The organism is Streptomyces pactum, from assembly GCF_002005225.1.
Taxonomy (GTDB): Bacteria; Actinomycetota; Actinomycetes; order Streptomycetales; family Streptomycetaceae; genus Streptomyces; species Streptomyces pactum_A.
This window is the reverse complement of the sequence record NZ_CP019724.1, coordinates 7,895,044-7,907,148: the sequence shown is the minus strand read 5'-3', so window position 1 is coordinate 7,907,148 and position 12,105 is coordinate 7,895,044. Positions and strand designations below refer to the sequence as shown.

The 12,105-nt window shown below is 73.5% G+C and carries 14 protein-coding genes; 6 read left to right on the top strand and 8 right to left on the bottom strand.

Annotated features, from left to right (window positions below; all coding sequences use genetic code 11):
- The first annotated feature begins 213 nt into the window (after positions 1-213).
- Positions 214-564, top strand: a complete 351-nt coding sequence (locus B1H29_RS34700; protein WP_055420181.1) for a YciI family protein — start codon at positions 214-216, stop codon at positions 562-564.
- Positions 565-569: 5 nt separating this feature from the next.
- Positions 570-1,832 (top strand): RNA polymerase sigma factor, encoded by a 1,263-nt coding sequence (locus tag B1H29_RS34695; protein ID WP_055420182.1) that lies wholly within the window; start codon positions 570-572, stop codon positions 1,830-1,832.
- Positions 1,833-1,906: 74 nt separating this feature from the next.
- Here the strand turns inward: B1H29_RS34695 and B1H29_RS34690 are convergent, their stop codons facing one another.
- Entirely contained in the window at positions 1,907-2,836 is a 930-nt protein-coding gene (locus tag B1H29_RS34690; RefSeq protein ID WP_055420183.1) for a GNAT family N-acetyltransferase, read from the bottom strand.
- A 173-nt stretch (positions 2,837-3,009) separates the two neighbouring features.
- On the opposite strand from B1H29_RS34690, the gene B1H29_RS34685 reads away from it, so the two are divergent.
- On the top strand, positions 3,010-3,450 hold the full coding sequence (locus B1H29_RS34685; protein ID WP_055420184.1) for a hypothetical protein: 441 nt from the start codon (positions 3,010-3,012) through the stop codon (positions 3,448-3,450).
- Between the two features lie 75 nt (positions 3,451-3,525).
- Here the strand turns inward: B1H29_RS34685 and B1H29_RS34680 are convergent, their stop codons facing one another.
- Both B1H29_RS34680 and B1H29_RS34675 read right to left on the bottom strand, forming a co-directional pair.
- Positions 3,526-4,407 (bottom strand): SDR family oxidoreductase, encoded by an 882-nt coding sequence (locus tag B1H29_RS34680; protein WP_055420873.1) that lies wholly within the window; start codon positions 4,405-4,407, stop codon positions 3,526-3,528.
- Positions 4,408-4,813: 406 nt separating this feature from the next.
- Positions 4,814-5,221, bottom strand: a complete 408-nt coding sequence (locus B1H29_RS34675; protein WP_055420185.1) for a RidA family protein — start codon at positions 5,219-5,221, stop codon at positions 4,814-4,816.
- A 103-nt stretch (positions 5,222-5,324) separates the two neighbouring features.
- Between B1H29_RS34675 and B1H29_RS34670 the strand changes: the two genes are divergently transcribed.
- On the top strand, positions 5,325-5,705 hold the full coding sequence (locus B1H29_RS34670; protein WP_055420186.1) for a winged helix-turn-helix transcriptional regulator: 381 nt from the start codon (positions 5,325-5,327) through the stop codon (positions 5,703-5,705).
- A gap of 15 nt (positions 5,706-5,720) precedes the next feature.
- Here B1H29_RS34670 and B1H29_RS34665 read toward each other — a convergent pair whose 3' ends face one another.
- Positions 5,721-6,197, bottom strand: a complete 477-nt coding sequence (locus tag B1H29_RS34665; protein WP_234393120.1) for a GtrA family protein — start codon at positions 6,195-6,197, stop codon at positions 5,721-5,723.
- Positions 6,198-6,396: 199 nt separating this feature from the next.
- Here B1H29_RS34665 and B1H29_RS34660 point away from each other — a divergent pair, with 199 nt between their 5' ends.
- Together B1H29_RS34660 and B1H29_RS34655 are read left to right on the top strand one after the other, a co-directional pair.
- Positions 6,397-6,972, top strand: coding sequence for a tellurite resistance TerB family protein (locus B1H29_RS34660; RefSeq protein WP_055420187.1), 576 nt, complete (start codon positions 6,397-6,399; stop codon positions 6,970-6,972).
- Between the two features lie 152 nt (positions 6,973-7,124).
- Positions 7,125-8,030: an aminoglycoside phosphotransferase family protein gene (locus B1H29_RS34655; protein ID WP_055420188.1), complete on the top strand. Its 906-nt coding sequence runs from the start codon at positions 7,125-7,127 to the stop codon at positions 8,028-8,030.
- A 19-nt stretch (positions 8,031-8,049) separates the two neighbouring features.
- Here the strand turns inward: B1H29_RS34655 and B1H29_RS34650 are convergent, their stop codons facing one another.
- The 4 genes from B1H29_RS34650 to paaC all read right to left on the bottom strand — a co-directional run bounded on the left by B1H29_RS34650 (position 8,050) and on the right by paaC (position 12,099).
- On the bottom strand, positions 8,050-9,510 hold the full coding sequence (locus B1H29_RS34650; protein WP_055420189.1) for an alpha/beta hydrolase family protein: 1,461 nt from the start codon (positions 9,508-9,510) through the stop codon (positions 8,050-8,052).
- 137 nt (positions 9,511-9,647) lie between these two features.
- Entirely contained in the window at positions 9,648-10,772 is a 1,125-nt protein-coding gene (gene paaE, locus B1H29_RS34640) for a 1,2-phenylacetyl-CoA epoxidase subunit PaaE (RefSeq protein WP_055420190.1), read from the bottom strand.
- Positions 10,772-11,278: a 1,2-phenylacetyl-CoA epoxidase subunit PaaD gene (gene paaD / locus B1H29_RS34635; protein WP_055420191.1), complete on the bottom strand. Its 507-nt coding sequence runs from the start codon at positions 11,276-11,278 to the stop codon at positions 10,772-10,774. Before paaD ends, paaE begins: the two co-directional genes overlap by 1 nt.
- Positions 11,272-12,099: a 1,2-phenylacetyl-CoA epoxidase subunit PaaC gene (gene paaC, locus B1H29_RS34630; RefSeq protein WP_055420192.1), complete on the bottom strand. Its 828-nt coding sequence runs from the start codon at positions 12,097-12,099 to the stop codon at positions 11,272-11,274. Before paaC ends, paaD begins: the two co-directional genes overlap by 7 nt.
- Positions 12,100-12,105: the final 6 nt, after the last annotated feature.

Here is a 12,105-nt window from a genome sequence, read left to right as displayed (position 1 = left end):
GAGGCGGCCGGAGACCTCCCCGGGCGACACGGTGCGCGACAGTGGGACGGCCGCCGGCAGGCGAGCTCGGCCTGGCCCGCCGGCCGGACGGCCGGTGCGAAGAAACGCGCGGAGAACAACTCGGGGCGCGTGTCGATCCGGCGGCCCCCCGTTCGTCGTCATGGTGTGCGGCACCCGCCGCACGACGGGACAGGACCTGACGGGAGTACCACCATGAAGTACATGTTGCTGATCAACGCCGGAGCGATCGACGCCGAGGGCGGCGCCGCCGAGTGCGACGAGCAGGACTGGGCGGCCTACGACAAGGCCGTGCGGGAGGCCGGCATCCTCGTCAGTGGCGAGTCGCTGGCGGACCTGGTCACGGCGACCGTCGTCAAGGTCGGCGCGGACGGTGCGCGGACCGTGGTCGACGGTCCGTTCGCGGAGAGCCGGGAGGTTCTCGGCGGCTTCTACGTCATCGACGTCCCGGACCTGGACGCGGCGCTGGAGTGGGCGGCGCGCTGCCCCGGAGCGCGCGGCAGCGGCTCGGTCGTCGTGCGGCCGGTGGCCGACTTCGGGGCCTGACGGCGATGCGGGAGCGGGCGAGCGGGGCCGGCCGGGCGGTCGAGGCGGTCTTCCGCGAGGAGCACGGGCTGCTGCTGGCGTCCCTCGTACGGCGTTTCGGTGACCTCGACCTCGCCGAGGAGGTCGCCTCGGAGGCGATCGAGGCGGCTCTGGTGCACTGGCCGGTTCAGGGGGTGCCGGCCAGGCCCGGCGCCTGGCTGCTGACGACGGCCCGGCGCCGGGCCGTCGACCGGCTGCGCCGGGACCGGGCCTACGCGGCCCGGCTCGCCGCCCTGCAGGTGGAGATGGACCGGACCGGACCGGTGCCTCCCGCGGACACCGCCGCCGACCTGCCCGACGAGCGGCTCCAGTTGTTCTTCACCTGCGCCCATCCCGCCCTCCCGGCCGAGGCACGCGGTGCGCTGATGCTGCGCTGCCTCGCCGGGCTGTCGACACCCGAGGTGGCACGGGCCCATCTCGTGCCGCCGACGACGATGGCCCAGCGGATCGTGCGGGCCAAGAAGAAGATCCGTGAGGCGCGGATCCCGTTCCGCGTCCCCGGTGCGGACGAGCTGCCCGAGCGGCTGCCGGGCGTACTCCAGGTGCTGTACTCGATGTTCACCGAGGGGTACGCGGCCAGCTCCGGCCCCGACCTGCAACGTCCCGACCTCACCGGGGAGGCCGTACGGCTGGTGCGGATCCTGTACCGGCTGCTGCCCGCCGAGCGTGAGGTGGCCGGGCTGCTGGCCCTGATACTGCTGGTCCACGCACGGCACGAGGCCCGCACCGACGCCGACGGCGCGCTGGTGCTGCTCGGGGACCAGGACCGTGACCGCTGGGACCGCGCGATGATCGAGGAGGGCGCCACCCTGGTGACCATCGCGCTGACCGGCGGCCCGCCCGGGCCGTACGGGGTGCAGGCCGCGATCGCCGCCCTGCACGACGAGGCGCCGGACCTGGCGGCCACCGACTGGCCGCAGATCGCGGCGCTCTACGACGTGCTGCTCGTCCTCACCCCCTCCCCCGTCGTCGCGCTGAACCGGGCCGTGGCCGTCGCCATGCGCGACGGGGACGAGGCGGGTCTCGCCCTGCTGGACCAACTCTCCGGCGAGGAGCGGCTGCGCGGCCACCACCCCTATCACGCGGCTCGGGGCGATCTGCTGCGCCGGCTCGGGCGGCACTCCGAGGCCGCTGCCGCCTACCGCCGGGCACTCGATCTGGCGGGCAGCGAACCGGAGCGGGCCCACCTGCGGCGCATGCTGGACGCGACGACCCGGCCGCCGGTCTGACCCCGGGCGACGACGACGGGGCATCACCCCGGGCCGGCAGCCTGGGCGGGCCCGGGCAGGCAGCCTGGGCCGCGTCAGCCGAGCACGGCCTCCCAGGTGTCGACGGCGTAATGGACCGTCATCCCGTTGCGCTCGTACAGCCGCGGGGCGCCCGTCGCGTTCTCGGTGTCGACACCGAGACCCACGGTGTCCCGGCCCCGCGCGGCGAACCGGGCGAAGGCGTCGCGGAGCAGGAACGCGCCCAGGCCGCGGCCGCGGGCCTCGCGCAGCACGCCGAGGCCGCGGATCCAGCCCATGGCCTCCCGGTCGTCCCGCGCCAGCAGGAACCCGGCGTCTCCCAGTTCGTCGGTGGCTGCGATCGACACCAGTGACCAGTCCAGCCGCTCGCCCTGGATGTCACTCAGCCAGAGCCGGTAGTCGCGCGGCTGGAAGTCGAAGTGGTCCGCGAACGCCCGCTGGTACAGCTCGTACACGCGGACCCGGTCCGCCTCCGTGGCACAGGCCCGCAGCCGCACGCCCGCCGGGGCCTCGGGCGGCAGGTCGCTCGCCGGGTCCACGGCACGGCGCAGCACGTGGTGGCGCCGCACGACGCTCCAGCCCCGCGCCACGAGGAGGGCGGTGTCGGTCGTGGGCCGGGAGTGGAGGTGCAGGTGGACGACGGCGCGCGCGGCTTGGTTGGCCCGGGCCTTGGCCAGGGCACGGGCCTCCATGGCCGCCAGCAGGTGCAGTCCGGTCTCCTGGTGGTCGGGCAGCACGTAGTGGTCGATGTCGACGCGCTCCCCGCCGGACTCGTCCCACAGCAACCCGTACGCCACCAGCCGGCCGTCGTCGAAGGCCAGCCACGAGTCGTGCGCGACCTCCGTCCGCGGACGCTTCAGGTCGGCCTCGACGGTGTGCTGGTCGGTCTCGGGCCGGCCGATCTCGATCCGGTCGATCTCGTTGAGGAGTTCGGTGATGACGGGGGCGTCGGCGAGCACGGCCGGCCGCAAAACAGCAGAGGACATGAGTGAAGGTTCACGGGCACCGGTGGGTGACCGCAACGCAATTCCGGCCCGCCGCCGTCCCCTCGGGCCACTGCCTCCGGGCCGCCGGCGGCGATCGGGACACGTAGGGCGGCGGACAGCGGGCATACGGAGGTCCCGAGGCCCTCTCCGCCGCCGACCCACGGGGGTTCCCTGTGACACCGAGCCTGCGCACCGCCCGCGCGTGCCGTGCCGCCGCCGCGCTCCTTCTCGCCGCCGCCGGTTACGCGGCCTCCCACCATCCCTGGCTGGCCCTGCCGGGCCTGTACGGCGCCGCCGTGTTCGCCTGGTGTGCCGCCCGCGCCCGGACGGAGCACCGGCTGCGGCTGGCGCGGGCCCAGCGCGCCGAGCGGCTGGCACGCCCCCGCCGGCAGCAGCCGCTCAGCACCGCGCTCCCACCGTGCTGCGCGTTCTGGCGGCTCTCCGACGGCGCCCCGCACGGGCCGGAGTGCACCCGCCCCGCCGCCGCGCGCGGCCCTCTCCGCGACGGCTGCTGCGAGCGGTGGTGGACCTCTCTGGGCGCACGGCACGACGCGGACTGCCCGCACCACGCCGGTACTTCGGGGCAGGCCCGGACCCGCACGAGTCCGCGGTAGGTACGGGCACCCGTCCGTCGGCCGGGCGTCGCGGGCTCCTGCCCGGCCGGCCCGACGGGCGCGACGACCGCGCGTTCAGCGGGTGTCCGTGAGGCCGCCCGTGACGGCGATGACCTCGCCGACGGTGAAGCTGGAGTCCGCGTCGGAGGCCAGGTACACGTACGCGGGAGCGACCTCCTCCGGCTGGGCGACCCGCCCCATGGGGGACGAACCGCCGAGGTTGGTCAGATACTCGTCGGGAAACCGCTGCCCCGCCAGGTTGAGCACCGTCCAGGTGGGCCCCGGGGAGACGACGTTCGCCCGGACGCCGCGCTCGGCCAGGTGGGAGGCGATGGACTTGGTGAAGACGACCAGGGCGGCCTTGGAGGCGGCGTAGTCCATCATGATCTCGCTGCCCTTGAGGGCCTCCTCGGACGCGGTGGCGATGACCGCGTCACCGTGGGAGAGGTGCGGCAGCGCCGCCATCACCAGATGGAAATAGGCGTAGACGTTCGTCTTGAAGACACGGTCGAAGTCCTCGGCGGACAGGTCGGACAGGCTGTTCTGGCTGTTGAGGTAGGCGGCGTTGCTGACCAGGACGTTCAGGCCGCCCAGTTCGGCGACGGTGCGTTCGACGACGTCCGCGCAGAAGGCCGGGTCGCACAGGTCTCCCGGCAGCAGCAGGCAGGTACGGCCCTCCTTCTCGACCGCCTCGCGGGTCTCGTCGGCGTCGCTCTGCTCCTCGGGCAGGTGGACGATGGCGACGTCGGCCCCCTCACGCGCGTAGAGGACGGCCACCGAACGGCCGATTCCGGAGTCGCCGCCGGTGATCAGCGCGACCTTCCCGGCGAGTTTTCCGGATCCCCGGTAATGGGGAGCGAGGTAGCGCGGGCGCGGGTCCATCCGCTCTTCCAAACCGGGGCGCTGCTGACGCCGGAATCGGTACGGCGGAGAAAGCTCCGCCTCCTCCTGGGGCATCGCCGGACGGTCGAGCGGTCCGCCGCCCGTTCCGTTCCTCTCCACCATTACTGGCCTCCACACGATCACGTAGGCGGGTCCGCGCCGCCGGCCGGCGGCGCACAGCACTCGCGTGTCCCGAGCTCAGGCGCTCAAACGGCTCATCAGTGCTTCCCACACCGGTGCCCGCGAGGTCAGACCTCCGCTGGACGGTCCGGTGAGTGAGGTGCCACGGGGCGTGGCACGCCGCTGGACGGTGCTCTGGCGCCCACCGCCTGGCTGCTGCCGACGGGGCTGAGTCCGATCGGCGCGGTGGTCTCGGACCACTCGCGGCATCGCCAACTCGACCGGCTCGACCGCCAGTCGCGCTCGCCCGCCGCGCTCGTCCCCCGTGCACCGGCCGCCGGGCCGTCCGCGGCAGGGCCGTTCAGTCGACGACCGCGGTGGCCTCGACCTCGATCAGGTGCTCGGGCACGTCCAGCGCCGCGACGCCCAGCAGCGTGGCCGGCGGTCCCGCGGTGAACCCCAGCTTCGCGGCCGCCCGGTCGATGCCCTCCAGCAGCAGGGGCATCTTGTCGGGGGTCCAGTCGACGACATGCACGTTCAGTTTCGCCACGTCGTCGAAGGAGGCGCCGGCCGCGGCCAGGGCGGTGGCGACGTTGAGGTAGCACTGCTCGGCCTGCGCGGCGAGGTCGTCCGCGCCGACCGTGACGCCGTCGGCGTCCCACGCGACCTGCCCGGCGACGAAGACCAGCTTCGAACCGGACGCGATCGAAACCTGCCGGTAGACGTCGATCTCCGGCAGTCCGGCGGGGTTCACCAGGGTGATGGCCATGACGTGTCTCTCCTTGCCCTACGGTTTCTTGCGGTTACTCGGGAACCGTAGGAGAGTGACCGCTGACATGGAAGAACGCACTTTTCAGTGACTGGGGAACCGAATGGTGACCAAGCAGTTCACGGGCTCGCCCGACGACGCGGACCTGACGCGCGCGGACTCCCTGGCGCGGGAGATCTTCTCGGACATCGCCAACAAGTGGGCGCTGCTGCTCATCGAGGCGCTGGGCGACCGCACCCTGCGCTTCGGCGAGCTGCGCGACGAGATCGAGGGCATCAGCCACAAGATGCTCACGCAGAACCTACGCATGCTGGAACGCAACGGGCTGGTGGAGCGCCGCGTGCACCCCACCGTGCCGCCGCGGGTCGAGTACACCCTCACGGAGCCGGGACGGGGACTGCTGAAGACGACCCACCACATGTGCGACTGGACCCACGAGTACCTGGGCCACATCGAGGCCTCCCGTCGCCGCTTCGGCTCCTGACGGGCGGCGCGCGGTTCAGCGTCGCCGGCCGGCGGGGCCGCGGAAGACGGCCAGCCGCAGAACCACGAAGCGCACCACGGTGACGGCGACCGACGCGGCGGCGAGCACTCCGGTCTCGGCGGCGGGCGAGGCGCCGGGCTCCGCGTGCCTGAACCACAGCACGGCGCCGGACGTGACCAGGTAGCCGAGCAGGAAGAGGCCACCGGCTCCCAGGTGGGCACGGACCGCCCCCGCGGCGGTGTGCCGGAACGTCAGCCGCCGGTTCGCCTCGGTGTTCAGCACGGTCAGCACCAGCAGGGAGACCAGGTTGGCCGCGGCCGGGGGCCACCACAGGCGCAGCACCCAGTACAGCAGTGCCTGGCCGACGGTCGACACGATGCCGATCGCGACGAACCAGCCGACCTCCCGCGACCGCACCGTGCGCCGGATGAAGGAGGCACGGAGCGGCTCGCGGGTCCCGGCAGCGGCCGGTGACGCCTTCAGCCGAGCCACCCGTCACGCACCCCAACCCTGCCGACCGACCGTCAACTCCTGGTCGTGCAGCCTACTACGGGACCATGAGACACTTTGCCCGGTCTTTGCCTTTCGGGAACCCCGCGGCCCCCGGCCTCGTTCATCCTGATGGCCGCGAGGAATCGCGACCGAGGACCAAGACGGACACGCAGCAGCAACAGAAGCCGAGGTGGCACGAGTGGCGATGTGGGACAAGATCAAGGACCAGGCCAAGACCTTCCAGCAGTCCCAGGGCGCCCGGGGAGCGAGCGGCCCCGGGCAGGGCCCCCAGGGGCACCAGGGAACCGGCCGGCCGGGCTCGTCCTCCGGCGGCTCCAAGGCCCAGTTGATCGGCATGTTCAAGACCCAGCTCGCATCGGTCAAGACCGAACTCAAGAGCGGCGCCTACCGCGACGCCAGCATGGCCATGTGCGCGCTGGTCGCCGCGGCCGACGGGCAGGTGGAGCCGGCCGAGCGGCAGCGCGTGGAGGAGCTGATCGTCTCCAACGAGGTCTTGCAGAACTTCCCGGCGGACCAGCTCCGCCAGCGGTTCAACCAGCACGTGGACCGGCTCGTCGCCAACTTCGAGCTGGGCAAGAGCGAGGCCCTGCAGGTGATCGCCAAGGCCGCCAAGAAGCCCGCGGAGGCCCGGGCGGTCATCCAGACCGGTATGGTCATCGCCGGCGCCGACGGGGTCTTCGAGCCGTCCGAGCAGTACGCGATCCGCGAGGCCTGCACCGCCCTCGGGGTGTCGCCCTCGGAGTTCGGCGTCTGACCGGGCGAACCCCCGAGCCTCGGCGGCGGATCCCGCCGGGTCGGCGTTGGCGGTCCCGGACCGGGCCCGGACGGCCGGCGCCGAGCACGTCGCCGTCCGGCGGACGGGAAAGCGTTTGACGGCCCTCGGCGTCGGGGGGTCGGATGAGGCCCATGAGTTCAGGGCAGCTTCGGCAGGGTCTCCTTCAGCCGCTCGACGACCGTCTCGTACGGCGCCTGGTCGCCGGGCAGTTCCCGCAGTGGGCGGGACTGCCGGTCGAGCGCTTCCCGTCCGGTGGGACGGTCAACGCGATGTACCGGCTCGGCGACGGCCTGGTCGTACGGCTGCCGCTGATCGAGGGCGGTGCCGGTGACGTGCTGGCGGAGCGGGAGTGGTTGCCCCGCCTCTCGCCCCTGCTGCCCGCCGCCGTCCCCGAAGTACTCGGGGCCGGTGAGCCGGACGAAGGCTATCCGTGGCCCTGGTCGGTGTACCGGTGGCTGCCCGGGGAGATCCCCGAGGCCGGAGCGCTGCGCGAGCCCGCGCTGCTGGCCGGGGACCTGGCCGGGTTCGTGGCGGCGATGCGGAGCGTCACCCTGCCGGACGCGCCGCCGGCCCATCGCGGCGGCCCGCTCGCCACGCTCGACGAGCCGACCCGGTCCGCGATCGAGGAACTGCGCGGCCTGCCCGGGGAAGGTTTCGACTGCGACGCCCTGACCGCCGTGTGGGAGGACGCGCTGCGTGCCCCGGCCTGGGAGGGACCGCCGGTCTGGCTGCACGCCGACCTGATGCCCGGCAACCTGCTGGTGGACGGCGGCAGGCTGTCCTCGGTGATCGACTTCGGCTGCATGGGAGTGGGCGACCCGGCCTGCGACCTCTTCCCGGCGTGGAATCTGCTGCCGGCCGGCGCCAGGGAGGTCTTCCGCGAGGCGCTCGGCGTGGACGACGCGGCCTGGAGGCGCGGCCGGGGACGGACGCTGTCCCAGGCGTTGATCGCGCTGCCGTACTACCGCGAGACCAACGCGGCGATGGCGGGCAACGCCCGCCACGTCATCCAGGCGGTACTGGCCGAACGCTGCTGAACGGGCGCCCGTCCCGCCTCTAGGGCGCGATGCCCACACCGTCGATCCGGCTCCACGCCCGCTCCTGCGCGGCGGTCATCGCGGGCCAGCCGAGTCCGCCCGGCCGGGGCCGCACCTTCGAGGCGTACGACGCCGGACGGAATCCGGGGTCGTAGAAGCAACCGCTGCCGTACGTGGCGTCGAAGGTGCCGCAGGAGGCCGCGATCGAACGCGGGGTCGGCCTGTGTCCGGAGCGCGCCCAGGTGTCCAGCGCGACGATGGAGTTGGCGTACTCGGAGTCGCTCAGCGCGCTGTGCTCGGTCTCCTTCGTGAACGTCTGGACGAGGTTGCCGCCCCGGCCCGCCCCCTGGACGGTGGCGCGGTAGGCCGCCTCGTGCTCCACGAAGGCCGTCGGGTCGTCGATCGCGTGCAGGGTGAGGACCGGGAGGGACACCTTGCCGGTGAGGTCGCTGTCGTAGGAGAGGTCACGGCGTGCGGTGGGGTCGGCCGAGAAGCGCTCGACGCCCGCGTTGAGCGCCGCGTCGTCGTGTGAACCCGAGTACCGCACACCCCTGTTGCTCCACGGGTTCCGGCCGCCGAGCCGGTTCGTCACGATGTCCCGGAACGTGAAGGTCGCGAACCTCAGGTGCGACTCCAGCGTGCGCTCGGGGACGCGGGTGACCGCGAGGATGTCGTCGAGGTTGCGCTGCTGCAGCGCGGTCCGGTCCGCGGGCGCCGAGGCGTACCCGGTGCACTCCTGCAGACGGGCGCGGAGCCCGGCCGTCGTCATGGTGGAGCCCGGGCGCAGCCCCTGCCACAGCGGGTACTGGGGCTCGGTCGGGCGGGGGTGGTTGTGGCAGTAGTACTGGTAGACCACCCGCAGGTCCACCCGGTAGTCGTAGCCGCGCGAGCCGCCGCCGAGGACGCCGTTGGTCAGCAGCACTCCGTCGTAGGTGCCGGGTCGCCCGCCGTAAATCTCCGCGGCCTTGGCGGCGACGTTGCCGCCCCAGGACTGGCCGTGCAGATAGGTGCGCTCCGGCCGGCCGAACCACTCGGTGAACAGGCGCCGTACGCTCTCGGTGTCGGCGGCCGCCATCCTGGCCCCGTAGCCGCCGCGACGGTAGGCGGAGCCGGCCCACGCGTAGCCCTGGTCGACCATCACCGCCCAGCGCTCCAGGTCGTCGGTGCTACGGGACGGATCGGAGGAGTCGCCGAGGCCGGGGCCGCCGTGGGCGTGCACCACGAGGGACCCGTTCCAGTCGGCCGGCACGGCCATCGCGTAGTGGGCACCGTTGGCGTCCTGGCCGGTGTAGCACCGCGCCTCGCCGGCCAGGCCGGGCGGGCAGGTGGCGGGCGCGGGCCGGGCGGGCCGCGCGTGGGCGGCCGGCACGTTGCCGAGCGTGCCGAGGAAGACGGCGGCGAGGACGGCGGCCACCACCGCCGGACGTCGCCGGCGGTGGGAGGCCCAGGGGATACGGGTGGACGCGGCGGGTGGGGTCACGAAGCGGCTCCTGTACGTGCTCTGCGCGAAGTTGCGCTGCGAGCCGGGATGTTAGGAACCCGCCGGGGCCGGGGCCACCCCTTTGATCGTTGCGTTCATAGTGTTCGTCCGGCCCGTCCGGCCCGGGTGACGTCTGCTCAGCCGTCGTAGTCCACGGTCAGCTTCTCGGAGACCGGGTACGACTGGCAGGTCAGGACGTAGCCGGCGTCGACCTCGGCCGCCTCGAGCGCGTAGTTGCGGCGCATGTCGACGCTGCCGTCCGTGACCAGGGCGCGGCAAGTGCCGCAGACGCCGCCCTTGCAGGCGAAGGGCAGGTCGGGGCGGGTCTGCTGGGCGCCGTCGAGGACGGTGCGCTCGCGGGAGAGGGCGGACGTCGTGGAGCGGCCGTCCAGGGTGATGGTGACCTCGCTGACGGGTCCCTGCGGGCCGGCCTCCTCGTGGCGGACCTCCCGCACGGGCTCGTCGTCGGCGTAGAACAGCTCCCGGTGGACGCGGTCCGCCGGGACGCCGAGGCCGGTCAGGACCTGCTGGGCGTCGGCGACCAGGCCCTGCGGTCCGCACAGCCACCAGTGGTCGGCGCTCTCCACGTCCACCAGGGAGTCGACGAGCGCCGAGAGCCGCTCGGCGTCCAGGCGGCCGGAGAGCACCTCGGCCTCGCGGGGTTCGCGGGAGAGCACGTGGGCCAGGTGGAAGCGGGCCGGGTGGAGGTCCTTCAGGTCGGCCAGTTCGTCGGCGAACATCACCGTGTCGGTGCGGCGGTTGCCGTAGAGGAGGGTGACGGCCGAGCGGTCGTCGGCGGCCAGCACCGACTCGGCGATGGACACCATGGGCGTGATGCCCGAGCCGGCCGCGATCAGTACGTGGTGGCCCGGGGTGGTCAGGTCGGGTGTGAAGAAGCCGGTGGGGGCCATCACCTCGACCGTGTCGCCCGCACGCACCTCGTTCACCAGCCACGAGGAGAACAGTCCGCCCGGCACCACCCGCACCCCGATGCGCGGCACCGAACCGGCCGGTGCGCAGATCGAGTACGAGCGGCGCTCGTCCCGGCCGTCGATCTCGCGCCGCAGGGTGAGCGACTGCCCCGGCGCGAAGGCGAACTCCTCGGCCAGCTCGCCGGGGACCTCGAAGCTCACGGCCGCCGCGTCCGCGCACAGCCGCTCGACGGCGGCGACACGCAGGCGGTGGAAGGCGGGACGGCGGCGGGTGCGTGCCGGTGGTGCCGAGGCGGACGCGGTCGCCGAGGCGGGGGCGGTCGGGGCCATCAGATCTCCTTGACGTACTCGAACGGCTCACGGCAGGCCCCGCAGCGCCACAGCGCCTTGCAGGACGTGGCGGCGAAACGGGAGGTCTCCTCGGTGTCCGCCGAGCCGCACCGGGGGCAGGGCACCGCCGGCCGGGTCGGCGACAGGACGAGGGAGACCGGGCCGCGGGGTGCGGCGCCGGGCGGGGCGATGCCGTGCTCGGCGAGCTTGCGGCGGCCGGCCTCGGTGATCCAGTCGCTGGTCCAGGGCGGGTCGAGGACCGTGCGGATCTCCACGCGCGCGTAACCCGCGTCCCGCAGCCGGGCGGCGACGTCCGCCCGCATCTCGGCCATCGCCGGGCATCCCGAGTAGGTGGGGGTCAGACTCGCGACCACGGTGCCCTCCCCGGTCACCTCGACGCCGCGCAGCACGCCGAGGTCGGCGAGGGTCAGCATGGGCAGCTCGGGGTCGGGCACCTGCTCGGCGACGCGCCGCGCGCGGCGGGCGTCCAGGAGTGCGGTCACCATGTCGCCTCCGGGTGGGCGCGGGCGACGCCCTGCAACTCCGCGAGGAGCGGCGCCAGATGTTCGGTGTGCTCGCCGGCGCGGCCGGAGCCGGGCAGCGGGCGGTACACCGGCAGGGGCAGTCCGGCCGCCTCGGTGACCTGGCGCAGGTCGTCGGCGACCTCGTCCCGTACGTCGTAAGCGCTGTGCAGTTCACCGAGGTACGGGGCGATCTGCTCCAGCGCCGCCCGCATCCGGCGGTGCGACTCGTCCGTGCCGTCGCCCAGGCGCACGGCCCACTCGGCGGCGTACTGCCGGTGGTAGGCCAGCTCCTTGGCGCCCTTCGCCGCGACCGCCGCGAGGACCGGGTCGGGGTGGGACACCAGCCGCCGGAAGTGGGCCAGGCGCCAACTGGAGAGCACCAGCAGCCGCACGACGGCGAACGCGAAGTCGCCGCCGGGCAGTTCGGCCAGGGTCACGTTGCGGAAGTCGCCGGCGTCCCGGAAGTAGGCGTAGGCGTCCTCGTCGCGGCCGGTGCCGTCGACCTGGCCGGCGCGCGAGTAGAGCAGGCGGGCCTGGCCGAGGAGGTCGAGGCCGATGTTGGCCAGCGCCACCTCCTCCTCGAGTTCGGGCGCGCGGGTGACCCATTCGGCGAGCCGCTGGGCGCTGACCAGGGCGTCGTCGGCGAGCGCCACGCAGTCCGCGGCCAGTTCACCGGCGTCGACGCCCTCGGGCACGGTGGTGTCGACGCCGTGCAGCGGGTCCTCGAAGCCGGTGCCGTAGGCCCAGCGGGTGTCGTCCTCGTGTCCCTCGGCCAGGGTCAGGTAGACGTGGTCGTCACTCATGCCCTG